The following is a 25363-nucleotide window of genomic DNA, read 5'->3' on the forward strand; positions in this document are numbered from 1 at the left end:
TCTCACTACAACGTGAGACTCCTCCATAAATAGAATACGGCATAAGCTTCATAGCCTTCCCAAGGCTTGAATACCTCACGGATCCGGTCAGGAGCGGGCTTCACGCTGAGCCCTAGCTGCCGCTTCAGCGCAGCATGAAGTCCAGCATCACCGATGGGGAAGGCAGCGGGATCACGCAGGCAGCGCATCAGCACATAATGTGCCGTCCAGGGACCGATCCCGCGAATCCGGGTGAGCGCCTCTTCGGCTTCGCGGAAACCTGAAGCAAGAAGGATGCTCTTCTGGAGCACGCCGCTGTCGAGCCGCCTGGCCAGATCCAATATATATTCGCTTTTTTTGCTCGTAATCTGCAGCTGCTTCAGATCCTGGACGGATGCTGTCAGCACCGATTGGGGTGTTGGGAAGAGGTAGTATGTCCGCTCTCCGAATGAATGCTGCTCCCCATAGGCCTCGATAAGCCGTCGTTTTAATGTATACGCAAACGTCAGATTGATCTGTTGTCCGAGCACAGCCCAGCATAAAGCCTCGAATAGATCAGGCACACCAACGATACGCAGACCCCTTAATGAGTCGGAAAACTTCGAAAGGATAGGGTCCGCTGTTACACGTGCTTCCACAGGAGAGAGATCTCTGTCCAGATCCAGCCATTCTGTTATATAGGTGACAGCTGCTTGGCATTCATCAGCACGGAGTGGTTCTTCAAGCAGGGAGCGGACAACCAGTGCATGTGCCTCTTGATTATACTCCAGTTGAAGCGGGATCGCGGCTTCATTCACTTTGATCAGCTTATATATCCTCTCATGATCCACTTGATGCAGACATTCGAGCTTGGACCGGTTCAAATAATACAGAATCTCGTCATAGTTAAACAGCTCAGGCAGAGACAGCTTGAAGCTGTTGTCTGCTGAATTAAAGTCTATTCTAGAATTGGAACCGGGCATGTCCTGCTGCGGTATATCCATGGTATCCCTCCAAGTTAAGAAGCGCTTCCTTTACTTTCAATCCGCCTGCAAATCCCGTCAGTGTGTTGTTCTTACCAATGACGCGGTGGCAAGGGACGATGATGGGCACAGGATTTGCCCCGTTAGCCGTACCAACGGCACGCACGGCTTGAGGGTGGTCAATCCCATACGCAATGTCTGAATAGCTGCGTGTTTCGCCAAAGGGAATTTGCTGCAATTCCCGCCATACTTTCGTCTGAAACGCTGTGCCTCTCAGGTCCAGCGGCAGACTGAAGCTCTGTCTTGCTCCGTCCATATATTCGATCAGCTGAGTGAGATAGGGCGCGAGCTTCTCGGGATTCTCTATCATTTCTGCTCTTGGAAAACGGCGATAAATCCAGTTCATAAGCACCTCCATTGAATCCGTGGGCCAGGTCACTTTGCACAGCCCATTCTCTGTTGCTGCTATATACATCGTCTGATTCTGAAATAAGGAATGTCTGAGCTCTGCCCAGTACACGGTCTCCATGCTGCATGCCTCCTATCTATTAGAATGAATAACCTCTATGTGATATCCCCTTTGCGGTACTGCTGGGGTGTAACACCTGTTCTTTTTTGGAAAACACTGATGAAGTGTGAGACGCTCTTAAATCCTACGATTAATGCCACATCCTGAATTGATGAATCAGACATCTTCAGCTGTTCCTTCGCATGTTCAATGCGAACATGCTGCAGCTGCTGAGCGGGCGTGGTCTCGGTTACTCTCCTGTACACCCTCTGCATGTGATATGGGCGATACTGAGGGTTGAAGCAATCCGCTCAAGGGTAAGCGGCTCTCTGTAATGAGCGTAAATATAACGGGTAACCCGTTCTGCAATATCAGCATCAGGGTTAATGAGCTCCTGTTTATTCGGCTGGCACCTCTTGCAGGCCCGATATCCGCTGCGCTCCGCCTCATGGGTGCTGGCATAGACAATGACATTTTCCGGCTTCGGCGTTCTGGAGCGGCAGGAAGGTCTGCAATAGATACCGGTCGTTTTGATCGCAGAATAATAAATGCCGTCATAGCGGTCACTCCGCGCAAGTATTGCGGCATACACTTTGTCAAACAGCTCCTCATCCCTCACTTCTACCATCCTCCATATCCGAATTTTCGTTCGAGAAGAAATTGTTCTTCCTAAATCACATTATAGGCAACATTGCTCCTAAAAGGCACGTTATAGAAATAGGAAAGCAAGATTTCGACATTCTGTGAAACGCATATTCCTCAATATGGAAATATGTAGTATATTAGATGAGTTATCGAATTAAAATCTGACCAAAAACATCAAATTTTATTAAAAATAAGATAGATTGCGTCGACATAAAAGATAGTGAGGAAAGGAGAAGCTGATGAGCGATCTTGAATACCCGTTGACACGGAGCAACCGGAAGAAAGCCGGCAAGAAGAAAAAAGCGAAAAAGAAGACGAAAAAACCATTAATAATATCCTTCATCACCCTGCTGCTAGTGGGCTCATTTGCTTATATTTTTCATAAGGAACTGGGATGGGCAGCGCTGCAGCTGTTTGTAGAGAAGCCGTTCAAGACGGCACTCGATGATTCCTATGAACCACTTGATGAAGTCACCGGACCTGCAGTGGCAGAAGAAGAGAAGGATCTGGACCCGTTCAGCATGCTTCTCCTTGGCGTAGATGAGCGTGAAGGGGATGTCGGCAGATCTGATACGATGATCTATGCGGTATTTCGTCCAGAGGATCACCGGATGCTGCTCTTATCAATCCCAAGAGACTCCTATGTCCAGATTGCCGGGAGAGATAGAAGAGATAAGGTGAATGCAGCTTATGCCTATGGTGGAGCCAGGATGAGTGTGGAGACGATTGAACAGCTCTTGGAGACAGACGTAGATTACTATGCGAAGGTGAATTTCAACGCACTTATTGAAGTGGTCGATGCACTCGGCGGCGTCGAGCTGCCAATCACAGAACCGATTCAGAACAAGTACAAATACCATATTCCCTTATACATTGAGGCAAACAAACCCATCTACACTGGGGAGGATGCACTCAATTATGTCAGATACCGTGAGGATTCCGACTTCAAACGGACGGAGCGTCAGCGTATCTTTCTCAAAGCTGCAGCAGAACGGATGCTGCAGATCGGAAACATCGCCAAGATTCCAGAAATTCTGTCCATTGCGAGCAGCAATATGAAGACAGATATGACCTCAGACTTCATCATGGATCTGGGCAAGCTGTTCTATGATAAGGAAGCTGTTCCGCAGATGACCAGCTATATGCTGGAGGGAAGCGGCAAGAGCGATGGAGCCTGGTATTACATGCTGGATGAAGATAAGCTGGAATACGCGCAGCAATTAGTCGACAACTGGACGGATGCATCCATTACAAGTGATCGGTTGATGGATCCGGAAAAAGAGGAAGAGCCAGCACAATAATGTGAAGGGCCTGTCTGATAGGACAGGCCCTTTTTGTGATACTGACACAAGTGAAATGCCGTTTCCATAGTGCTCAGGAGCTGCCGGACATGTGACTATGCCCGGCTCAGAGGAGCTGCCGGTAATGGCGCGGAGAATGTCCCTGGTTCTTCTTGAACATCTTGGAGAATAAGAATGCATCGTTATAGCCTACGGAGTGAGCGACATCACTGATTGACAGCTCCGGATTGCGTAGCAGCTCTGCGGCCCGTCTCATCCGGTATTCAAGCAGATAGGACTGAAGCGATACGCCAAAATGCTCCTTGAAGAGACCTGATAGATACGTACGGTCAAGGCCTACGGCCTCTGCAATATCCTGAATCGTCATCTTCTGACTGTATCCGTTCTCAATGAAGCGGAGGGACTTCCGAATATAGCTGTCCCGTGAAGGGGAGGACATAGTGTATGCAGCCGGAGCGGGAGCACTGCGTATGAGATCACCCAGCACTTTATATAGAATGCCCAGACTATGAATATCTCCACCGGCATGATGACGAACATGAATGAGATCGTTATAGAAAGAAGAGAAACAGGTTCCGGGTGCAGCGGAATAGATGGGATGCTCGGGCGTACAGCTTCCGCGTTGCAGCAGGGATTTGGCATATATTCCTCTGAAACCGATCCAGGAATAAGTCCAGGGGTCCTCTTCATCGGCAGTATAATGAATGCGTTCATCTGGGAAAATGACAAATCCCTGTCCGGGTCCCAGCCGAGTCCACTGATCTTCATAACGAAAGCTTCCATGACCCTTATGTACGTAATGGAGAATGTAGGCATCCCGCAGTCCGGGACCCCAGCTGTGCCCTGGTTCACACTCCTGAAGGCCGAAGAAATCCATACGCAGCTCCATCTTCTCCTGCGAATCCTGAAGGGTTAAATGGACTTCATTGATTGGCATAGTGAATATCCCCTTTTGCACGTATATAGCTGTATTATAGCAAAAAGAATTGGTGATTCGCCTATAATTGTACGGCTGTCTCTAATCGATCAACTGGGATTATGACATGTTTATCTTGGACTATTCCATGTTCTCACACCCTTGGTGAAGCGTATAGTTAGGCTGTATTTAATACAGCGGTTGCTGACTATGGGAGGCAGAAAAAATGTCCAAAATTACATTCATTGGTGCGGGGAGCACAGTTTTTGTCAAAAATGTACTTGGCGATGTGATGACAACCCCGGCTTTGCAGGATTTTGAGCTTGCTTTGTTTGATATTGATGAAGAGCGGCTGCGGGACTCCGAGCGGCTGCTAAACAGCATAAAGGAAACGCTCGGCAGCACCTGCCGAATCACAGCTTATCATGACCGTAAAGAAGCGCTTCGCGGTGCGAAATATGTCATTAATGCAATTCAGGTCGGCGGCTATGATCCGTGTACGATCACCGATTTTGAAATTCCGAAGAAATATGGCCTGCGCCAGACCATAGCGGATACGCTTGGAATCGGGGGAATCTTCCGCAATCTTCGGACGGTTCCGGTGATGCTGGATTTTGCCCGGGATATGCAGGAGGTCTGCCCGGACGCCTGGTTCCTGAACTACACCAATCCGATGGCTGTGCTTACGAATGTGATGAATACGGTAGGCGGAATTAAGACCGTTGGGCTCTGCCACAGTGTGCAGCACTGCGTCTCTGATCTGTTCCGCTCGCTTGAGATGGATACAGCGGGAGTAGAATCGAAGATTGCGGGCATCAATCATATGGCCTGGCTGCTTGAAGTGAAGAAGGACGGCAAGGATCTGTATCCGGAGATTAAACGCCGGGCGGCCGAGAAGCAGAAGGAGAAGCATCATGACATGGTGCGCTTTGAGCTGATGCTTCGGTTTGGCTATTATGTAACGGAATCTTCGGAGCATAATGCAGAATATCATCCCTACTTTATTAAGAAGAACTACCCTGAGCTAATCGACAAATACAATATACCGCTTGATGAGTATCCGCGCCGCTGCGTCAATCAGATTAATGGCTGGAAGGAAATGCGGGACAAAATATTTGCCAGCGAAAGTATTGAGCACACACGATCTGCCGAGTATGCCTCATACATTATGGAAGCGATGGAGACAGGTAATCCGTTCAAGATTGGCGGCAACGTCATGAACACCGGACTCATTACGAACCTTCCGAAGGAAGCCTGTGTTGAAGTGCCGTGTCTGGTAGACCGCTCCGGTATTACGCCGACCTACGTCGGGGATCTGCCGCCTCAGCTTGCTGCACTGAACCGTACAAACATCAACACCCAGCTGCTGACGATTGAAGCGGCGGTGACCCACAAGAAGGAGCATATCTATCATGCAGCGATGCTTGATCCTCATACAGCTGCCGAGTTGTCCTTGGATGATATTACAGCCCTGTGTGATGACTTGATTGAGGCTCATGGTGACTGGCTGCCGAAATTCAAATAATACGGAAAGATTGCCTGCCAAAAATAAATAATAAAATCCCCTGCCGCTCATATTGTTAGAGGGCAGGGGATTTGTGCTTCGGTATAATTTTTCGGCTCAATGACGAGCTTAGTCTTTTGATTGCTGAACCCATACCGATACGCTTCCACCGTTCACAGGGAAGTCGGCAAAGCCGTCTTTGCCAATCTTGATCTGATCTGTCCGGTTGCCCGTAATATCAATATAGGTCTGCCCAGCCCGTTCTGATCCGACTTTCATGCGCTTCTTGCCTACTTCACCATTACCGATAACGACGGCACATCCGGAATGAGGGAACTCAGCCACACCACGTCGCACCCAGCCAATCGTATTCGGGTGGTCGAAATAGTCCTCCTGAGGACCGTAGGCGTAATGATATCTGGCGTGAAGCAGAGGATCGATCGCATCCTTCTTCGGAGGAATCGGGTGGTCACCGGATATTCCATAATAATCACCGTAAAATACACAAGGATAACCACCTTGACGCAGCAGAATCAGCGCATAAGCACTCTGCTTGAACCAATCATCAATCCATGATTCCAGTGCCTCTTCTGGCTGAGAATCATGATTATCTACGAAGGTTACAGCATGGGTCGGATGAGTATTGACGAGTGTATCCTGGAAGATTGTGCTGAGATTGAAGTTCTTTCCAGCCTGGGAGGCTTCATGCAGCTTATAGTGGAGAGATACGTCAAACAGGTCAATCTGATAATCGACAGTGTCCAGAAAATCCTGACAAGCCGCGAGATCCGGCTTCCAGAACTCGCCGACAATATAGAAATCCTGTCCTCGTTTGTCAATCATCTCTTTGGCGAATTCCTTGATGAATTCATGGTTGATGTGTTTAATGGCATCGAGGCGAAAACCGTTGCACTGTAAAGTGTCAATGAGCCATTTACCCCAGCGGATCATTTCCTCTCTGACTTCAGGGATGCTGTAATCAATGTTAGCGAACATGAGATAGTCATAGTTACCGAATTCATCGTCTACATTTTCGTTCCAGGCTTTGTCTTCCCCCGCCATGCGGAAAATGCCGGTCCGATTGGTCTTGGCATCATAATCCGTGCCGTTGAAATGGGTATGATTCCATTTGAAGCTGGAATACTTGTCTCCCCGTCCAGGGTAGTCGAATTTGGTCCAGCCTTCAATTTCAAATGGCTTGGAGATGTCCTTGGTACGGTTGTTAGGGTCCACTTCAATCACTTTGAATCGTTCCGTTGCATCGGCTCCAGCCTTATGGTTCATGACCAGATCGACGTATACGGCAATGCCGTTCTGCATACAGACAGCCAGTGCTTCGAGCAGCTCCGCTTTGGTTCCGTATTTGGTTCGAACGCTCCCTTTTTGATCAAATTCACCGAGATCGTATAAGTCATATACTCCATATCCCGTGTCTTCAGGCGAAGAGCCTTTCGTTACCGGGGGGATCCAGACGGAGTCAATTCCTTGTGCCTTCAGCTCGGGAGCCTTTTCGGCCAGTCGTTTCCAATGGGAACCGTCCGGTTCAACATGCCACTCAAAAAACTGCATCATCGTATGATTTCGTTTCATGGTATGTTCCCCTCTCCATATTAAAAATCTCGTGCATCCTATATGTATTTCTTAAGATCGCCGGAAAGGCGGAACTCCAGAACACATAAATGCTTTTATTGTAGAAATAACCCTGATAAACCTATGACTAAACGAGGTCCCATAAAAATATTTTTGTTTATAGGTGATCAAATGAAAATTCTATGATAAGATACCTATGTTTTTCATCACTTCCAGAAATTTTTTGAAAGCTGGTTTTTCTTAATCTATTGAGTCAGCAAGGGAGAAATTATGACGACAACAGCAACAGGTGGAGGCGCCACCGAAACTAATAATCTTAAGCTTTTTGCCTTAACTTGGCCCATTTTTTTAGAGCTGCTTCTGTTCATGCTCATGGGTACCGTCGATACATTTATGCTCAGCGCGGTATCCGATGAAGCCGTTTCAGCCGTCGGTACAGCGAATCAAATCGTAATCATCGCCATTCTTATTCTTGAGGTCATCGGTAATGGAGCAGCCATTGTCGTTGCCCAGTATATCGGTTCAAGGAAGCTGGCAGAAGCATCAAGAGTATCCGCCATCGCAATTACCCTGAATTTGTGTGTTGGGCTTGCGATCAGTATATTGTTTGTATTTGGAGGGCGCTCCATACTACAAGCGATGAATCTTTCGGGTGAGCTTCTTGCGCTCGGTCAGGCTTATTTAACCATTGTGGGGGGAGGGATATTCCTCCAAGCCTTGATTAATATTCTTGCTGCCATCATTCGGACATACGGATATACGAAGCAAACGATGCTGGTCTCCTTAGTGATGAATGTTATTCATCTTGTCGGTAACTACGCGCTTATATTTGGACATTTTGGCTTTAGTCCGCTGGGTGTTCAAGGTGCGGCAATCTCGACCGTATTCAGCCGTTTAATCTGCGTCGTCATCTTTTTCTGGCTTCTATATCGGGTGTTGTCTGTTCGTATCGAGTGGAAGCATTACTTCACCATTTCCAGGAATTATGTAGGGAAGATTCTGAAGATCGGCATTCCGTCGGCTTTTGAGCAGATCATTTATCAGGTCTGTCAGCTTGTCTTCTTATATTATGTCACTTATCTGGGTACGGAATCCCTGGCCACAAGGCAATATGCTGCTCAAATTTCACACTATATCTATTTGTTCAGCATGGCGGTCTCGATTGGTACCTCCATTCTCGTGGGGCGCTTCGTCGGTGCAGGGAATCCGGAAGAAGCTTATGCCCGTCTACGAAAAAGTGTCAAGATCGGGCTCACCTCTACGATCATTATGGACTTAATCATTATTGCGCTGCGGGAGCCGCTGCTTGGGATCTTTACGGATAGCGCCGAGATCATTCGTCTTGGATCTCAGGTGATTTTGTTCAGTATCGTGCTGGAGACAGCCAGAACCTGCAATATGATTATGATTAATTCGCTCCGTGCTGCTGGAGATGCGCGTTTCCCGGTTTATATGGGTCTCATTTCCATGGTCGGTATAAGTCTTCCGCTAGGATATGTGCTCGTATTCACTCTTGATATGGGCTTGCTGGGTGTATGGATGGCAAATGCAGTGGATGAGTGGATCAGAGCGATCATTATGCATTTCCGCTGGAAGAGTGGTGCTTGGCGCAAGCATGCGTTGGTTGAGCATTCACCTATACAAGAACAAGCACAGCCTGCATCGACACATTCATGAAAGATGTCCACGTTGATTGCGGTTCCATGCAGCTGGCACCAATCCAAAAATAGCTAATATTTAAAAAAGCCGCCAATAGGTGGTTTTTTTACTAACAAAAATACAAATAAATCATGTTATCATATACAATAGATTGGGCAGAGCGATATGGACGTTTATCCGGCTTTAAAAATAGATTAAGAGATTCTTAAGGTATACAGATCATAAATGATCTATGATAGATGAAGCGCTGCGAGTCGGCAGCTCCTGTTCATGATAACAGGCTGCTGAACTCTATCATATAGAAACAAGGAGTTTTAAGTGATGAGTCAAACACTATTAGAAAAAAGGGAACGCATTCCCGAGCTGAACCTGGTACGATGTATGGCGATTCTCGGGGTATTGACTGTGCATTCGTCTTCATTTGCTACATTAAACATGATTGATTCCGGCATGTACGGTGTATACAACTTCTTTAATATTTTCATGAAGTTTGGTACACCGACATTTATTTTTCTAAGCAGCTTTGTATTGTTCTACAATTACTACACAAGACCGCTGGACAAACAGCTGGTATCAGGCTTTTATAAGAAACGGCTGCTCTACATCCTGATCCCGTATTTTATGTTTTCTCTCTTTTACTTTGGGATCCTGCATGTGACGCATTACCCGGACCGTTCCTTTGCTGATACGATAACAAGCTTCATTGACAAGCTGTTAACAGGTAAGGCATATACGCACTTATACTTCGTCTTTATTAATATGCAGTTCTATATTTTATTTCCGCTTGTGCTGTGGCTGTTCAAGAAGGTGCCGTCGCTTGTCAAATGGGCAGTCCCAATCGGTCTCGCTATTCAATGGGGATTTATTCTCATGAACAAATACGGAGTGATCTCTGTTGCGAATAAGGGAAGCTGGTCGCCGTCTTATTTTGCTTACTTTATGCTGGGTGCATTCCTCGGCGTATATTTCCCTAAGATCAAACAGTGGATTGTGATGAAAAGAGAGCATGCCACGCCGGCCAAAATTACCGCCTGGATTGGTTTGTGGGTGGTTTGGCTGGGTGCAGGGATTGCCCATGCGCAAATTTGGTACCTGAACCGTAAAGGAATCGCGGTATATGATTCGCTCTGGTACGAATTTTTGTGGAACCTGCACACATTTGCAGCTGCTCTGGTGCTCTTCCAGATCGCCTTCCTGCTATATAACCGTGGTCAGAACACCATTGTACGTGGGATGTCTCGGATTGGGGGACTGTCCTTCGGGATCTACTTGATTCACCCGTTCTTCCTGCTGATCTACCGCGAGTTCCCGCCTCAGACGGGGATCTCCATGCTGCACCATCTGTGGTACGTCGGCGGCTTCCTAGTGGCACTGATCGGTTCGTATATCGTCGTGACGCTGGCTTCTCGAATTCCACAGTCGTGGATTCTGTTCGGTAACCTGCCGAAGCCGAAGAAGAAAGAACGTCCAGTCGGGGAGAAGAGAGACCTGCCTGCATAATTTATGTTTACCCATATAAAAAGCATGCCGTGTGATTTAGCGGCATGCTTTTTATATGTGCTAAACTAACCATGGTCGATTGACTTGATGAAGACCATGATATCTTCCCACCCCAATCTGAATTTTTAGAGAGCGGATCAAAAAATGTAACGACCAGAAGCTAATTAAGAAAATGAAGCTCTCGATCTACGTCGCAACCGGAGAGAGCCAGCCAAAAATGGAGCGGCTTACTTGACAGTCGACCTGCGCAGCAAGAGATAGGCAATGGCGGCAAACAGCAGTGTGAAAGGAATCAGGTACCATATCGAATCCGTCTGATAAGTTGCAAAGAATCGGCCGACTTCATCCCACAGTTCATAGAACGTAACGAGCACGCTCGCAATTCCCAGCACAACGAACATAAGTACAAGCAGCGCAGCCAGCACAAGGGCACCGAATCTGCGGGCGATGCTGGGGAGTAAGAAGCCGAAGAAGCAGAAGAATGTGAAAACGACAAAGTTAAGTGCGAGAAACTCCAGGAAACCCAGCTCGTTAGTAAAGGGAAAGTTAAAGAATCCAAGCCCAGTCCCCCAGGAGGTGGCCTTCTCTATTTCTCGCAGCACAGCGAGAACGATCGAGGCGACGAGCATATGGACGGTCAACCAGATAACGGTGCCTGAATAGTAATCTTTTCTTCTGACACCGAGGCCAAGCAAGAACGAGAAGTTCATGGGCACGGTTATTATTCCAAGCGTCATCATAAACACATAAATGCTCATCACACCTCCAGACGTATAGGGTCCGGTAAAGGTGCTAACGATTAAATTCGTCAAAAAATTAAATATCATAATCGTATAGGGCATGTAAACCCACAGCCACCGATCCACATGGTGGGTTCTAATGACATTGCGTATACCTGGCATTATAGAATCACCTCTTCCTTTTGAGGGTTTTTGGTCAAATGCACAATTAATTGCTGAAGAGTGACTGGGGTTACGTCCAGATGTTTGCTCTCGGCTTGTTTACGGAAGTCCAGTATCCCTTCACTTCGCACCGTGACTTGAAGCATAGAACCTAGCGTCTCGGTGTGAAGGACCTTTTTGCCTTGAATGAATGCTTCCACATCCTGCTTCTTCCCTTTGATCGTATAAGCAGCTCCTCTTAGCTTCTCTGCCTCTTCACTGAGCAGAATTCGGCCGCCATCAATGACGATGACATGCTCAAGCATGGCGCTGATCTCATCAATGAGATGGGTTGATAAAATAATGGTGCGAGGATGCTCCATATAATCTTGAATCAGCCGGTCATAGAACATTTGTCTTGCGGTGGCATCCAGTCCGAGATAAGGCTCATCGAAGATGGTGAGCGGAGCACGGCTGGCCAGCCCGACCACGATACCTACGGCAGAGAGCATCCCCCGGGACAGCTTCTTCACTTGACGTTTCAGGGGAAGATTGAACTCAGTAAGCAGCGTGTCTGCGAGCTTCTGGTCCCAATTCGGAAATTGGTAGGAAGCGATGGATATTACATCTCTGATCCGGAAGGAATCCGGATATTTCTGGCTCTCTTTAATAAAGCACGTTTGATTCAGTACCTTGGCATTCTCGTAGGGCTCCTCACCAAACACCCGCATTTCGCCGGACGTGGGGAATAACTGTGCAGTCAGGATGTGCATCAAGGTCGTTTTACCGGCTCCGTTCCTGCCCAGAAGTCCATATATTTTGTTTTCATCTATTTTCAGACTAATGTCATTTAACGCGGTAACATCTTTTCCGAAGCTTTTGGTCAGATGCCGGATTTCCACTATCGTCGTCATTATCACTTCTCCTCCCTTTGAATCATGATGGACAGCTCTTCTTTGCTAATACCGAGCTTGTGTGCTTCCTGGATCATCTTCGTGACATACTGCTCATAGAATTGCTCTCTGCGTTTCTCCATAACCATCCCCCTCGCGCCTTTGGCTACAAACATGCCGATTCCTCGTTTCTTGTACAGCACGCCTTGATCGACCAGCAGATTGACGCCTTTGGCGGCTGTGGCAGGATTAATCTGATAAAAAGAAGCAAACTGATTCGTTGAAGGGACCTGAGCTTCTTCTTCCAACCCACCTTCAATGATGTCGTCTTCGATTCGTTCTGCGATCTGTATAAAAATGGGGCGGTCATCATCCATTTGCAGTCCCATGTGCCACCTCTCCTCATTGGTTAGTTACTCTTGTAATTAACCATACAAGCAACAAGGTAAGAAGTCAACTATTTTACAAAAAATAGGCATTGTGTTGTCACGGTTGGACTTCATTCCATTCAAGTTATCGTTTCGGATTACAAAATTTAGGTGTAATATAATCTAACGTATTGTATAATGATTAACACAAATCAACTGATTTCAAGTAATTAGTCACACTAATTTCGCAGAAAATATTACATTATTCATCATGAAGCCTTAGTAAATACGACGTTGTTCTGCTTCAATAGGCAGCTTCCCTGACATGAGAAAAAGACAAAAGGGGATGACGCTGTGCTGATTCCGTATCCAACGGATCCGTTTTTTGATGAGATGTTTATGAAGGCAGGTGAGCCAAGGCTTCATTATGCCGAGTTCTATCGCAGACTAAGGCGTTTTACAGCCGAAGAGCTGAAGGAGAAGCATGAAACTGCACAGCTATCTTTTCTAAGACAAGGAATCACTTTTACGGTATACAACAATGAGATTGGTACCGAACGTGCGATGCCTTTTGATTTCATTCCCATCATCATTCCCCCTAGAGACTGGGAGCTGATTGAGAGGGGAATGATTCAGCGTACAGAAGCCCTCAACCTCTTTTTGGAGGATATCTACGGAGAACAGCACATGATTCGCGACCGGCTCATTCCCAAAGAGTTAATTATGAACAACCCCTACTATTACCATAAGCAAGTGAAGGGAATTGACATTCCACTGAACAACCATATCTTCCTCGCGGGTATTGATCTGATTCGTGATGATCAGGGGAAATATCATATTCTCGAGGATAATCTGCGGAATCCATCCGGCATGTCCTATGTGTATCAGAACCGCTACGTGATGCGTCAGGTTTACCCTGAATTTTTTGCGCGGCACTCGATTCACCCGCTTGAACATCAGCTTGTTCATCTATATAAAGCTCTGCTCGACCATACACCGCAGTCTTTCGGCTTCTCCTCCTCTCCCTGTGCGGTGCTTCTGACTCCAGGCATGTATAATTCGGCTTATTATGATCATGTGTTCTTAGCCCAGCAGATGGGTATTCCATTAGTAGAGGGAAGAGACCTTACGGTGTTGGATGATATCGTATATATGAAGACGATTCGCGGACTTCGAAGGGTTGATATTATATATCGCCGCATCGACGATGATTTTCTCGATCCGCTTCATTTTCGCAAGGATTCTGTCCTTGGTGTTTCGGGTCTGCTCTCCGCTTATCGCAAAGGCAATGTTGCCATATTAAACGGCATTGGAAACGGGATTGCCGATGACAAAGCAATCTATGCCTACGTCCCAGATATGATTCGTTATTATCTAAACGAAGACCCTATTCTGTCGAATGTTGAAACGTATCGTCTGACCGAACGCTCGGAGCGTGAGTGGGTGCTGGACCATCTGGAGGAGCTGGTCGTCAAGAACGTCGGTGCCTCCGGCGGCTATGATATGCTGATTGGTCCGCATGCTACAGGCGAAGAGATCGATAGGTTCAGGTTAAAAATTATGCAGCAGCCTCATCAGTATATCGCCCAGCCCACCATTCGATTGTCCAGAGCACCGTCCTTTCAGAACGAACGTTTTTATCCGTGTCATGTCGATTTACGCGTATTCGTCATTCGGGGCCGGAACACGCATGTGCTTCCCGGCGGACTCTCGCGAGTTGCCCTTAAGGAGGGATCGCTTATAGTCAATTCTTCGCAAGGCGGCGGGGGAAAGGATACATGGATTCTGAGGAGAGAGGGAGGAGAGGTGTAGATGCTGAGCAGGGTGGCGGATTGTTTATATTGGATGTCTCGTAATATTGAACGGGCAGAGAGCAACGCGCGTATACTGAATGTACAATTCATTCAGATGCTGGAAGCCTCAGAGGAAGAGATTCTTGCCAAGCATGACTGGGAGATGATCTTCGAAATCTGTGCCCGGACCGATCTGTTCCATGAAGCGATGCAAGAGCGGATGGGGTCCGATCAAGCATTTATACAACAGCTCGTATACGCAAGGACCAATGCTAATTCTGTCGTGAACTGTGTCCAATATGCAAGGGAGAATGCGAGAATGACGAGGACCCAGCTCCCGGACGACCTATGGGAGATCTGGAACGACGTTTATTTGGATATGAGCAGCATGAACAAAGGGGAAGATATCGATAGCAGAGATGTGAAGCGCTGCCTTGAGCGGACGAAGATTGCTTCCCTTACGGCCAGAGGAATTATCGAATCTTCGATGTCACGCGGACCTGCCTATCATATGATCAACATCGGCAAATGGCTCGAACAAGCAGAGAAGACAGCTCGAATTCTGGATGTGGTGAGCAGCTATATCTATGCAGATCCGGCCTGCAGAGGACAAGGAGAATCGTATTACTGGCGTCTTGCCCTGCAATTCGCAAATGGATATGAAGCATTTCTGAAGCGTCATCCACCGGCCATGGAACCGGGTGCGATTCTCGGCTTTCTCGTCGCGGATGATGCTTATCCCAAATCGATTCGTTACTGCATAAGCCAGGTGCGTGAGTCTGTTCAAATTCTGGAGTATGGCAGAGTATCTCATTATTCTTGGGAGATGTATGCTTCCCTCGATGATCTGCTGGGCATGCTGGATGAGGTCAGTATCACTGAACTGAGAGGACCGGAGCTGGACTTCTTCCTCAGCCAGTTTCAAGAGAAGTGCAGGGAGATCGGGCATGTGTTCTCGAAGACTTATTATTTAATAGATACAGGAGAGCGGCAGTTTCAATTACACTACGCAGGAGACTAGAGAAGTGATGAAATACAAAATTGTGCATACCAACACGTTTAAATATGACGATCCGGTGGATCAAAGCATGAATACGATCCGGCTTCGTCCGCTTGAGGATGAGTGTCAGCAGTTGATATCGTACCGCACAGATATCCATCCTCTGGCAGTGACGAAGGGGCATGAGGATGTGTGGGGAAATTATGTTGAAGAATTCTTCATCGCGGAACCTCATTCTTCTCTGGAAGTCATAACCACCTCCATTGTGACGGTGCAGCGGAGCCCTTTTTTACAAGAAATTCGGTATTCCCCTGACATGAAGGCGTTATTCGAGTCTCCATTATATAAAGAGCATTATGCTGCTTATCTGGCGGAGACGGCTTATACGAAGCTATATATGGAGCAGGTTCAAGCGGCTCAGAAGGAAGCAGGCAGCATGAAGGATCCGCTCAGCTATGCAATACAAGTTATGGAGTATCTGTACAGAAGCTTCACCTATGACAAAGACTTTACCAACGTAGAGACAACGGCAGAGGCTGCTTTTGAACACAAAAAAGGCGTTTGCCAGGATTTTTCCCATGTCATGCTGGGTATTCTGCGAGCTAGCGGCATTCCATCACGTTATGTGAGCGGCTATTTGTACGTAGGTGAGGATTCGGCGCTGAAGGGAGATGCTGCATCACATGCCTGGGTCGAGGTGATGGTGCCTGGCATAGGCTGGGCGGGTCTTGATCCGACGAATAATGTGGAGGCTCTATCTAATCATATAAGAGTAGGCACGGGCCGTGATTATGCAGATGTAAGTCCCTTGCAAGGGAAGTATCGGGGAGGCGAGTCCATACTGGATGTTCGTGTTTCTGTGCAGCGGCTGGATGCAGACGAACCGATTGAAGAGCTGCAGGGCTGAAGCGAGAAAGAATCGTTTCGTGAGGATGCATCACGGTTAATAAGAGGAGGATATGAAAGGTACAAATAGAGAATAGGTGATAACTTGATGAAATGTCATATTTGCGGTAAATCATTAAACGATGTATTGGAGCATGTTGAACATATATTGCATGAGTGCAGCCAGATCCAGGAGGATCAAACGTTGCAAGCGGATCATGAGCAGGAAGCGAGATATGATCGAGCTTAGGATAAATAAAATTAGAACCTGCCATGGGCAGGTTTTTTAATGGGCAGCGATGTTTTAATCGCTGTGATTGAGCTATACTATCCTTAAATTACCAGAATACCTGGGAGGCTTCCTCAATGTACAGTTGGTCCATTACGGATATCATGTCTTATTTCACGGAAGAGAATATTATCATGCTGCTCGAACGATTCCGTTCCTACGGACCGCTGCCCGGCATTCTAATCACATTCTTGAAATCCTTTATCCCACCGCTGCCAACCCTGCTGATCGTAGGAGCGAACGGCGTTGTTTATGGCTGGGCTGGATTCATCTACTCGTGGATTGGCCTGGTGGGAGGCAGCTTCCTGACTTTTCTGATCATTCGCAGAATTGCACTGACTTCCTACATCCAGCGCTGGACGCAGAAGCCCAAGGTTCAGAAGAGCTTGCGATGGATACGCCGTAATGCGTTCAGTTACGTATTCCTGCTCGGGATGTTCCCGATGGGACCGTTTGTACTGGTGAACATGGCGGCAGGGGCAGCTCAGATGCGTCCCGGATTATTCCTGCTCGCGGCAGGGGTCGGCAAAGGAATCATGATATTTTATGTGACCTATATCGGCACCAATCTGGAGGAGATTATCCAGCATCCCCTCATTCTGGTTGGCGTCGTGCTGTTTATCATTTTGACCATTGTGGCAAGCAAGAGAATAGAAGCTTATTACACTGAATCTTCTAATCGATAATAAGTGTGGAGCGGTCCGTTGATTCCGAATACGGGATCTTGATCAGGCAGAGGAACTTGCTTGATGTCCTGAAGAACCTTGGGCCGCTCTCCTGCTTCGCCTGTATAGGTATCATATTCGATTCCATCGGGATAACCGCCCACCACCTGAAAATCGCTGCTTGCTTCAATCTTCTTGTGGCCGGTGCCAGCAGGAAGAACGATGACATCTCCAGCAGAAGCAGTAACCATGATGCCTTTCTCCCCGCCGAGATGCAGCTTGACTGACCCGCTGATTACACCGAGGACCTCATGTGTATTGCTGTGATAATGATGATAGGGAAATACGCCGCCCGTCCAGGTATTCTGCCAATTGTGGCTGTTGAATATGGATTCCATCTCCTGTTCTCTGCCTCTTAGAACGCCAGGATATAATAGAACAGGTAAATTCGGGTGGTTTGGAATGATGCCATCATCCTCGAAGCGATAAGCCCGTGTCTTGAACTGTGTTTGTGCCATTTGAGATGTCCTCCTTCTATTTACTTGTTGAAGGCCTTATATTAAACAAGCCATGAACAAGGGATAACCTCTGATCATGGCTCGCAGCTGTGTCACATAACGTTACTGCAGCTTATTTTTGGCCTGTTCTATTAGAATTATGACTGCTTCAGATTATCCTCTGATCGAGGATTCCAGTTCTCGGCTTGAGGCTCCACGTCCTCATGCTTTTTCATTTTGTCTACTTGCTCCTTGGAGTCTTTCTCCTTGTCCGCTTGATTGCGTACCTCTTCGCTTGATGGTTGTTTCATCGTGAATGCCTCCTTATTCGAATTGGATATAGTTATTACATACCCGGTTTGTAGAAAGGCAAACATGATGCTGAACAGGGCTTTACTAGGCTTGAGGGATAAATTAATATATTAGGAATTACATATGGAAAAATATAACTAAAGAGGATACAATAGCGGAGATACTTAACTGTGGAGGTACGTTATGAAACTCGCAGAAGCACTTATATTACGTTCGGATATACAAAGAAAGATACAACAATTAAGATTTCGTCTGGAAAGTGTCGTTAGAGTACAGGAGGGGGAGGATCCAGCAGAAGACCCTGCTGAGTTGTTCGCTGAGCTGGAGGATTGCTTGACTCAATATACGAAGCTGATTCAGGATATCAATCGCACCAATGCGAAGACTATGCTCGAACCGGGTCTTAGTATTGCGGATGCACTTGCTCTTCGGGAGACTTCTGTGAAGCATCGGGATGTGCTCTATGATGTTATCAGGCAAGCTACCATTCGTCTTGAGCGGACGAGCAGATCCGAGATCAAGTTCGTTACCACCGTTGACAACAAGAAGCTGCAGAAGCAGGTTGACGAGCTCGCGAAGGCTCACCGCGTGCTCGATACGAAGATCCAGGAGAAGAACTGGACGACGGATCTAATCACTGCGCCTTAATTACGAATTTAGAATAGTAGATCAAGATCTCGGTTAGTTGGTAGCCTGCCTGAAGAAAGCGAGCATTAGCCTACCAAGACAGGCAAGGTCTTGGAACCCATTCGAATATTAAAATCGTCGAGAGCCGGGGACTCCATTTATCACAATTTATCCTCAGTACAACGTACATATCACATGTAACAAGTTAATGTTATGACCAAATGCTGATTTTTCAGGTACAGGCGAGGGTGGGCCAGGGGACATTACCGAGATTGCAAGACTGCGAATGCAAGAAGGCATTGCAGTCTTTTTTTATTGGGATTGAGAGGACTTTGCATGATAGGTAAATCCATTCATAACAAAGGTTGAAATGGATTCATGCAGTTAAAAATTAACAAGAGTGAGAATAAAACTTTATGGAAATTTTAAGTGTATACGTTGATACATATAGTAATCAGTACGCTCTTTGACACCGTATATAGTATCGAATAACGGAGACAGGCTATTCTTGGATTGATATGAGGCCTTTACTCGTCGTATTGACAAAAAAGGTGTATTTGTTACAATGTTCACAAGGTATTCACAATTGCCAAAATATTTATTTCATGTTCACGTGTAACAAGTGTAATATTAGGGTATAGGATCCGTTTTTATGACCTGTTCGGTAAGTTTGTTATTGCGATAGAATGATCATATTCATGTCAGCAATAGATCCATGGAATACATCACACTTCTACTGTAGAGCTGCCTGAGCCGCCCTTAGTGGCAACGGCTCTTTCTTTGTGTGAAAATTGTTACATTACAATTATGTACTTCCTTGATCGACTAGATTGCTTAGCAGAAATGTCAGGCGAGCGGGCTTATAACCCAAAGTAAAGGAGGACGTTCTCTTATGTCACAACCGACGCAACAAGAAGTACCTGCTACAGGTGCTCCTCAAGCACAAAATGATGTGCTCGATCAATTGATGAAGCCGGAGGTTCAGGAGTCTCTTACTGTTCTGGTTGAGAACTTGCCTAAACTGGCTGAAATGGTAACAGCAATGACTACAGCTTACGACTTTGCTCAAGGGCTGGCGAAGGACCAAGTATTCGTAAACGACATGAAAGTTGCCTTTGGCGAGTTTACTACTCCAGTAGTAGAAAAAGCAAAAGGTGTTGCTTCTGCAGCCATCGAAGCTGGCGATCGCGCTCAAGCGGAACAGTCTTCTGTTGGCTTGTTCGGCATGCTCAAAATGCTGAAAGACCCTAACGTACAACACACGCTTCGTTTTGCCCAAGCTTTCTTGAGCATTTTGAACGAACGTCAGCAAAACAAACAAGACTAAGATTTTTTCATACGAAAGTAAGAACGGAGGATGGATATGTCGAAGCAAATTTTGATCCTGGGCGGCGGCTACGGCGGATTGCTTAGCGCACTTGCAGCGCGTCAATACCTGTCTGCTGAAGAAGCAACGATTACGGTTGTGAACCGCTTCCCGACTCACCAAATCATTACAGAATTGCATCGTCTGGCTGCAGGTACGATTAAAGAGAAGGCTGTTGCTCTTCCACTTGAGAAGCTGCTTCGCGGTAAAGACGTGAATCTTAAAATTGATACGGTTGCCGAAATCAAGCCTGACGAGAACAAAGTCACAATGAAGAGCGGAACCATCTATAGCTATGACTACCTTGTTGTTGCATTGGGTAGTGAAACAGCATTCTTCGGTATTCCAGGACTTCAAGAGTACAGCTTTACGCTGAAATCGGTTGAAGAGGCGAACAATATTCGCGCTCACGTGGAAGCTCGTCTGGATGCATACAAGAAAACAGGCGAGAAAAAGGATGCTACCATCGTTATCGGCGGCGGCGGCTTGACAGGTATCGAGCTTGTTGGTGAGTATGCAGACGTGCTTACTGAAGTTTGTAAACAAAAAGGCATCAACCGCAGCGAAGTGGAGCTCTACAGCGTAGAAGCAGGTCCTTCGATCCTGGCAGGATTCCCGCCAGAGCTGGTTGAGCGCGCTCAAACAAGTCTTGAGAAACGCGGCGTGAAATTCATCGTTGGCGTAGCGATCACAGAAATGCAAGAGCATACGGTATTCCTGAAAGACGGCAGCTCCATCGAGACAAGCACTCTGATCTGGACTGGCGGCGTTCAAGGTAATAGTGTAGTCGCAAACTGCGGTATCGAAGTGAACCGCGGACGTGCAACTGTAAAAGAAACACTGCATTCCACATCCCATGAGAATGTGTTCATCGCTGGTGACAGCGCAGTTGTTATTCCGAGCGAAGGCGCTCGTCCTTACCCTCCAACAGCACAGCTTGCTTGGCAGATGGGTGAGACGATCGGACATAACCTGGCAGCTACCATCAAGGGCGGCGAGCTCGAAGTCTTCACTCCTGTCTTCTCCGGTACATTGGGAAGCCTTGGACGTAAAGACGCGATCGCAATGCTTGGAGGAAGCCAGACTCGTCTGAAAGGTCTTCCTGCAACACTCATGAAAGAAGCAAGTAACATCCGTTACCTGAAACATATCGAGGGTCTGTTCGCTCTGGCGTACTAAGTTCCTCATTTACAAGGCGTCCCTCAGGGGGCGCCTTTTTGCATATCATCATGTTGTAAGTACGGAACTGCATTACATCATTTCACGATTTTGCATAATCGGGGTCATGAATCAGCCTGTAGTGGACCAGCCGGACAGAGTTCTGTATATTCATCTTAGGTAAGAGGCCTTGATTGATTCATAGGTTACAAGGCGACTAGGGGATATAACGGATGCAATACGTCGTTCAGATTGGGTAAATAGATAGGACTACCTTTGTATAGCATAAGGGTATGCATAATTGAATCGAAGGGAGCTATTACATCATGAATGTACTCGTAATTGGAGCCAACGGCCAAATTGGAAGACATCTAGTATCTCAGCTGAAAGAGAACCCGGGACATACCGTTAGTGCTATGGTTCGTAAGCAGGAGCAGTTAGAGGCGCTCGATAAATCAGGTGTAGAGGCGGTGCTTGCCGATCTGGAAGGCACGGTAGAGGAGCTGGCTGAAGCCATGAAGGGAATTGATGCTGTTATCTTCACTGCCGGGTCAGGAGGAAACACAGGTGCAGACAAGACCTTGCTCATCGACCTGGATGGTGCGGTGAAGACGATGGAAGCGGCAGAGAAGGCGGGCATCTCTCGTTACATTATGGTGAGCGCCCTATATGCAGAAGACAGAACCAAGTGGCCTGACTCCATCAAGCCATACTATGTGGCCAAGCACTATGCAGATAAGTGGCTTGAGAGTTCATCCTTGAATTATACGATTATTCGTCCTGGAGGGCTTAAGAATGAGCCGGGCAATGGCAAAGTGACTTTAAATCCGGAGGCAGGAGAGAGCAGCATACCTCGGGAAGATGTAGCTGCTGTCATTATCGCCGCGCTGGATGCGGACAACACATACAGAAAGGCATTTCCGCTCGTATCCGGAACAGAACCCATTAACGAGGTGATTGAACAAATCTAGTCAATTTATTGTTGATTATATTCATATATGAATGAAGCGGGGGAGTCGTCATGAGTGCATCTATTCTCATTGTTGAGGATGAAGAAAAAATCGCTCGATTGCTTGAAATCGAGCTGGAATACGAGAATTATAAAGTGCATAAAACGACGAATGGCACAGAGGGGCTTACTGCATTTCAACAAGGGGGATATGATCTCGTTCTGCTCGATGTAATGCTGCCGGGACTCAGTGGAATTGAGGTGCTGCGCCGAATTCGCAGTCAGGATGAACATACGCCGGTTATTCTCTTGACAGCTAAGGGATCTGTGGAGGATAAGGTGTCCGGGCTTGATCTGGGGGCAACGGATTATATAACCAAACCGTTTCAGATTGAAGAATTACTTGCTCGTGTACGGGCTGCGCTGCGTCTGAGCAGTAAGATGCAGCCGCAAACGGCAGCAACTTCTAACTCCGGAGAGTGTGAGACGTGGCTCACGGCAGGTAATCTGCGTGTGAATGAAGCAACTAGAGAGGTCAAACGCGGGGATGGCTCTATTGAGCTCACTCCCCGCGAATTTGATCTGCTTGTCTATTTGCTGCGCAATCAGCGCCAAGTCTTAAACCGCGAGCAGATTCTTGAAGCCGTGTGGGGTTACGACTATTTGGGAGATACCAATGTAGTGGATGTCTATATTCGTTATGTCCGCAAGAAAGTGGATCACGGTCATGAAACAGGACTTATACATACAGTGCGCGGTGTCGGTTACGTGCTTAAGGCGGACGCATGAAGCTGAGAACGACGATTTACGTTTATACGTCCGTATTTTTTATGATACTTCTTCTGTTGATCAACGCATTTATCTATATCCTGTTTGATCGAATGTCGATCAACACGCAGACGGAGCGGGCCGAAGCAGAAGCAGGTGCGATTGTAGAAGGGATAAGGAGCGCAGCAGAGAATGTTGCCCCGGATGATCTCCTTCGTGCTTATGTTCCGACAGATGGTATGCTCCGTCTTGTTCGGATGTCGGGTGAGGGGCCAGTCGTGACGTCTCAAACACAAAAGCACTTAGGTAATCTTGAAGTAACATACCATCCGAACAAAATATCACAGGTCACTGAGGTCGAGGGAGCAAGGTACGTATTTGTATCAATGCCGGTCATCTGGGTTGACGGTGAGGTCGTGAATATACAAATTACCGAAAGTCTGGCAAGTGCAGATAATAATCTGCGTGTCCTGCGCAACGTACTATTCTCCGTCTCTGTTGCAGCGCTGATTGCTGTCATTATTTCCAGTCGTCTGCTCAGCGGGATCATTATCAAGCCGATATCAAGGATGATCGACACGATGAAAAATATTGAACAGGGCGGCGGCTTCAAATCCATCAATATGGAGAAGAAATCCAAGGATGAGCTGTTTGAGATGGGCAATACGTTCAATCGCATGATTGACAGGCTGGAGATGAATTATGAGAAGCAGGAGCAATTCGTATCCAACGCCTCCCATGAGCTGAAGACGCCTTTAACCGTTATTGAGAGCTATGCGAGTCTGCTTAAACGCAGAGGAGCAGAGCGGCCTGATCTGTTTAACGAATCGGTTGAGGCCATCCATTCTGAGGCGGTCAGGATGCGTGAAATGACAGAGCAGCTGCTGCTCATGGCAAGGCAGACTGAATCTGCAGAAGTGAAGCTTGAACCCTGCAATATCGCAGATATGACGCGGGATGCAGCCCGGTCCTATCAAACGGCCTACCGCAGAGAGGTGAATGTGCACACTGAAGCAGCTGATGAGCAAATGTTCGCGATCACGGATCTCAATAAAGCCAAGCAGCTCCTTATTCTGTTCCTCGATAACGCGAGGAAATACAGTGAAGAGCAAATCGATATCCATGTTGAGAAGGAACAGGGTTATATTAAAGTCTCGATTAGAGATTACGGCATTGGCATGTCGGAAGGTGAGCTTGCCAAAGTATTCGACCGCTTCTACCGTGTTGATCAGGCCAGAACACGCAAGCAAGGCGGATCAGGGCTTGGACTGTCGCTGGCCAAAGAAATTGCCGGCCATATCCAGGCAGAGATTGAGCTTAGCAGCCGTAGTGGAGAAGGCACAACAGCCATACTGCGCTTCCCCTCGTTTCTCAGCAAATTCTCATAAAGCTCCGCTATAATGGCTCTTTATAAGCCATATATGGCTGTCTTGTGATATGAAACTTAAAGAGGAGGTGTTCTCCTGGTGAACGTTAAAAAGTGGGGTTTATATGGCGGTGTGGCAGCCATTCTGGTGCTAGCGATAGGTCTTTATTATTTTCAGCCATGGAATAAATCAGATATATTATCGGCTGAGACGGTATCTGAGAGCGTGCTTCAGCAGTATCCAGACTCCAAGATCGAGGATAACCGATTGCAGGGGAGCGAATATCACCTTCGTCTGGTTACAAAGACGGGTGGTGAGTACCGTTTAACGGTAGATGCCGAGAGTGGGAGCATTCAAACGATTGAGCAGATTTCACAGAGCGAAGTGAATACACCGGTAATGCAGAGCAGAGAAGATATTAAAAAAGTTGTTCTGGCTGATACTCCAGGAGATCTGCTGTTTCTGGAGCTCGTTCCTGAATCCTCAGGAGGGAAGCGCTACAGAGCAGAGGTACAGACAACGGATCAAATTGTAGAATTACAGCTTGATCCGTACAGCGGAGAGGTTCTGTCACGATCTGAGCTGAAGCCTCAGGATCCGAATACAGGCAGTGGACAGCCGGCTGATCCACAGGAGCCAATCCGGCTCATCAGTGAACAGGATGCCATTGATATTGCCTTAGCTGAGGTGAATGGAGAATTGGAGGACATTGAGCTGCGTGCCAGAGAATCGGATATTCCGTATTATCTGGTTGAAATTGAGGATGTGAGCGGTGAGGAGATGATCGTTCAAGTGCTTGCCATTACGGGCAAGGTCAAATCTGTTATGCATGAGGATGCTTTTGATGACAATGATGATCAAGAAGATGAGAATGAATAATCATTAAAATCAATATCATTAGAACCAATATCATAAAGATGTGAAACCACTTCATTTTCTCATCAAATTCTAATCTTGCTCTTTCTTTGTTCTCATTTTGCG

27 protein-coding genes are annotated in these 25363 nt (G+C 47.0%); 16 read left to right on the forward strand and 11 right to left on the reverse strand.

Features of this window, described 5'->3' with window-relative positions; all coding sequences use genetic code 11:
• Window positions 1-5: 5 nt before the first annotated feature.
• Genes ACFQ3J_RS16920 through ACFQ3J_RS16935 form a run of 4 tightly spaced genes read right to left on the reverse strand, consistent with a single transcriptional unit; the run spans window position 6 to window position 2077 of the window.
• On the reverse strand, window positions 6-962 hold the full coding sequence (locus tag ACFQ3J_RS16920; RefSeq protein WP_251583047.1) for a DNA-3-methyladenine glycosylase 2: 957 nt from the start codon (window positions 960-962) through the stop codon (window positions 6-8).
• Window positions 922-1470, reverse strand: coding sequence for a methylated-DNA--[protein]-cysteine S-methyltransferase (locus tag ACFQ3J_RS16925; protein WP_251583046.1), 549 nt, complete (start codon window positions 1468-1470; stop codon window positions 922-924). Before ACFQ3J_RS16925 ends, ACFQ3J_RS16920 begins: the two co-directional genes overlap by 41 nt.
• A 35-nt stretch (window positions 1471-1505) precedes the next feature.
• Complete coding sequence (locus tag ACFQ3J_RS16930) at window positions 1506-1715, reverse strand: helix-turn-helix transcriptional regulator (protein ID WP_379293470.1); 210 nt, start codon at window positions 1713-1715, stop codon at window positions 1506-1508.
• Window positions 1700-2077 (reverse strand): Ada metal-binding domain-containing protein, encoded by a 378-nt coding sequence (locus tag ACFQ3J_RS16935; RefSeq protein WP_379293472.1) that lies wholly within the window; start codon window positions 2075-2077, stop codon window positions 1700-1702. Before ACFQ3J_RS16935 ends, ACFQ3J_RS16930 begins: the two co-directional genes overlap by 16 nt.
• A 256-nt stretch (window positions 2078-2333) precedes the next feature.
• Here ACFQ3J_RS16935 and ACFQ3J_RS16940 point away from each other — a divergent pair, with 256 nt between their 5' ends.
• Entirely contained in the window at window positions 2334-3395 is a 1062-nt protein-coding gene (locus tag ACFQ3J_RS16940) for an LCP family protein (RefSeq protein WP_251583044.1), read from the forward strand.
• 106 nt (window positions 3396-3501) lie between these two features.
• On the opposite strand, the gene ACFQ3J_RS16945 is transcribed toward ACFQ3J_RS16940, so the two are convergent.
• Entirely contained in the window at window positions 3502-4332 is an 831-nt protein-coding gene (locus ACFQ3J_RS16945) for an AraC family transcriptional regulator (protein WP_251583043.1), read from the reverse strand.
• A 205-nt stretch (window positions 4333-4537) separates the two neighbouring features.
• Between ACFQ3J_RS16945 and melA the strand changes: the two genes are divergently transcribed.
• The gene (gene melA, locus ACFQ3J_RS16950) at window positions 4538-5836 is read left to right on the forward strand and encodes an alpha-glucosidase/alpha-galactosidase (protein ID WP_091160064.1); all 1299 of its coding nucleotides are present in this window, start codon (window positions 4538-4540) and stop codon (window positions 5834-5836) included.
• A gap of 108 nt (window positions 5837-5944) precedes the next feature.
• Here the strand turns inward: melA and ACFQ3J_RS16955 are convergent, their stop codons facing one another.
• Complete coding sequence (locus tag ACFQ3J_RS16955) at window positions 5945-7405, reverse strand: alpha-amylase (protein ID WP_251583042.1); 1461 nt, start codon at window positions 7403-7405, stop codon at window positions 5945-5947.
• A gap of 270 nt (window positions 7406-7675) precedes the next feature.
• On the opposite strand from ACFQ3J_RS16955, the gene ACFQ3J_RS16960 reads away from it, so the two are divergent.
• Together ACFQ3J_RS16960 and ACFQ3J_RS16965 are read left to right on the forward strand one after the other, a co-directional pair.
• Entirely contained in the window at window positions 7676-9082 is a 1407-nt protein-coding gene (locus ACFQ3J_RS16960; RefSeq protein ID WP_251583041.1) for an MATE family efflux transporter, read from the forward strand.
• A gap of 303 nt (window positions 9083-9385) precedes the next feature.
• Entirely contained in the window at window positions 9386-10564 is a 1179-nt protein-coding gene (locus ACFQ3J_RS16965) for an acyltransferase (protein ID WP_251583040.1), read from the forward strand.
• Between the two features lie 227 nt (window positions 10565-10791).
• Here ACFQ3J_RS16965 and ACFQ3J_RS16970 read toward each other — a convergent pair whose 3' ends face one another.
• The 3 genes from ACFQ3J_RS16970 to ACFQ3J_RS16980 are packed head-to-tail and all read right to left on the reverse strand — an operon-like array spanning window position 10792 to window position 12727.
• Complete coding sequence (locus tag ACFQ3J_RS16970; RefSeq protein ID WP_091160070.1) at window positions 10792-11466, reverse strand: hypothetical protein; 675 nt, start codon at window positions 11464-11466, stop codon at window positions 10792-10794.
• Entirely contained in the window at window positions 11466-12359 is an 894-nt protein-coding gene (locus ACFQ3J_RS16975; RefSeq protein WP_251583039.1) for an ABC transporter ATP-binding protein, read from the reverse strand. The genes ACFQ3J_RS16970 and ACFQ3J_RS16975 overlap by 1 nt, the downstream gene beginning before the upstream one ends.
• A gap of 2 nt (window positions 12360-12361) precedes the next feature.
• Entirely contained in the window at window positions 12362-12727 is a 366-nt protein-coding gene (locus ACFQ3J_RS16980; protein WP_091160071.1) for a GntR family transcriptional regulator, read from the reverse strand.
• A gap of 333 nt (window positions 12728-13060) precedes the next feature.
• Between ACFQ3J_RS16980 and ACFQ3J_RS16985 the strand changes: the two genes are divergently transcribed.
• From ACFQ3J_RS16985 to ACFQ3J_RS17005, 5 genes are all read left to right on the forward strand, one after another.
• Window positions 13061-14518: a circularly permuted type 2 ATP-grasp protein gene (locus ACFQ3J_RS16985; protein ID WP_379293478.1), complete on the forward strand. Its 1458-nt coding sequence runs from the start codon at window positions 13061-13063 to the stop codon at window positions 14516-14518.
• A complete protein-coding gene (locus ACFQ3J_RS16990) occupies window positions 14519-15520 on the forward strand; it encodes an alpha-E domain-containing protein (protein ID WP_251583038.1) in 1002 nt (333 codons plus the stop codon).
• 7 nt (window positions 15521-15527) lie between these two features.
• The gene (locus ACFQ3J_RS16995) at window positions 15528-16406 is read left to right on the forward strand and encodes a transglutaminase family protein (RefSeq protein WP_251583036.1); all 879 of its coding nucleotides are present in this window, start codon (window positions 15528-15530) and stop codon (window positions 16404-16406) included.
• A gap of 87 nt (window positions 16407-16493) precedes the next feature.
• Window positions 16494-16634 (forward strand): hypothetical protein, encoded by a 141-nt coding sequence (locus ACFQ3J_RS17000; protein WP_251583034.1) that lies wholly within the window; start codon window positions 16494-16496, stop codon window positions 16632-16634.
• A 116-nt stretch (window positions 16635-16750) separates the two neighbouring features.
• Complete coding sequence (locus ACFQ3J_RS17005; protein ID WP_251583032.1) at window positions 16751-17359, forward strand: TVP38/TMEM64 family protein; 609 nt, start codon at window positions 16751-16753, stop codon at window positions 17357-17359.
• Here ACFQ3J_RS17005 and ACFQ3J_RS17010 read toward each other — a convergent pair.
• Both ACFQ3J_RS17010 and ACFQ3J_RS17015 read right to left on the reverse strand, forming a co-directional pair.
• Window positions 17335-17856: a cupin domain-containing protein gene (locus tag ACFQ3J_RS17010; protein ID WP_091160081.1), complete on the reverse strand. Its 522-nt coding sequence runs from the start codon at window positions 17854-17856 to the stop codon at window positions 17335-17337. The two genes, ACFQ3J_RS17005 and ACFQ3J_RS17010, sit on opposite strands and share 25 nt — an antisense overlap.
• Before the next feature lie 137 nt (window positions 17857-17993).
• Window positions 17994-18146 (reverse strand): hypothetical protein, encoded by a 153-nt coding sequence (locus ACFQ3J_RS17015; protein WP_170862523.1) that lies wholly within the window; start codon window positions 18144-18146, stop codon window positions 17994-17996.
• 184 nt (window positions 18147-18330) lie between these two features.
• On the opposite strand from ACFQ3J_RS17015, the gene ACFQ3J_RS17020 reads away from it, so the two are divergent.
• The 7 genes from ACFQ3J_RS17020 (at window position 18331) to ACFQ3J_RS17050 (ending at window position 25261) form a co-directional block, all read left to right on the forward strand.
• Window positions 18331-18795: a DIP1984 family protein gene (locus tag ACFQ3J_RS17020; RefSeq protein ID WP_251583030.1), complete on the forward strand. Its 465-nt coding sequence runs from the start codon at window positions 18331-18333 to the stop codon at window positions 18793-18795.
• A gap of 871 nt (window positions 18796-19666) precedes the next feature.
• Window positions 19667-20101 carry a DUF1641 domain-containing protein gene (locus tag ACFQ3J_RS17025; RefSeq protein ID WP_091160084.1) on the forward strand — a complete coding sequence of 145 codons (435 nt, stop codon included), beginning with the start codon at window positions 19667-19669 and terminating at the stop codon, window positions 20099-20101.
• Between the two features lie 36 nt (window positions 20102-20137).
• A complete protein-coding gene (locus tag ACFQ3J_RS17030) occupies window positions 20138-21319 on the forward strand; it encodes an NAD(P)/FAD-dependent oxidoreductase (protein ID WP_091160085.1) in 1182 nt (393 codons plus the stop codon).
• A gap of 305 nt (window positions 21320-21624) precedes the next feature.
• Complete coding sequence (locus tag ACFQ3J_RS17035) at window positions 21625-22269, forward strand: SDR family oxidoreductase (protein WP_251583028.1); 645 nt, start codon at window positions 21625-21627, stop codon at window positions 22267-22269.
• Window positions 22270-22319: 50 nt separating this feature from the next.
• Window positions 22320-23036 carry a response regulator transcription factor gene (locus ACFQ3J_RS17040; protein WP_251583026.1) on the forward strand — a complete coding sequence of 239 codons (717 nt, stop codon included), beginning with the start codon at window positions 22320-22322 and terminating at the stop codon, window positions 23034-23036.
• Window positions 23033-24403: a sensor histidine kinase gene (locus tag ACFQ3J_RS17045; protein WP_091160090.1), complete on the forward strand. Its 1371-nt coding sequence runs from the start codon at window positions 23033-23035 to the stop codon at window positions 24401-24403. The genes ACFQ3J_RS17040 and ACFQ3J_RS17045 overlap by 4 nt, the downstream gene beginning before the upstream one ends.
• Before the next feature lie 78 nt (window positions 24404-24481).
• Complete coding sequence (locus ACFQ3J_RS17050; protein WP_251583024.1) at window positions 24482-25261, forward strand: PepSY domain-containing protein; 780 nt, start codon at window positions 24482-24484, stop codon at window positions 25259-25261.
• Window positions 25262-25363 lie beyond the last annotated feature (102 nt).

This window comes from Paenibacillus provencensis, from assembly GCF_042678545.1.
Classification (GTDB): domain Bacteria; phylum Bacillota; class Bacilli; order Paenibacillales; family Paenibacillaceae; genus Paenibacillus; species Paenibacillus provencensis.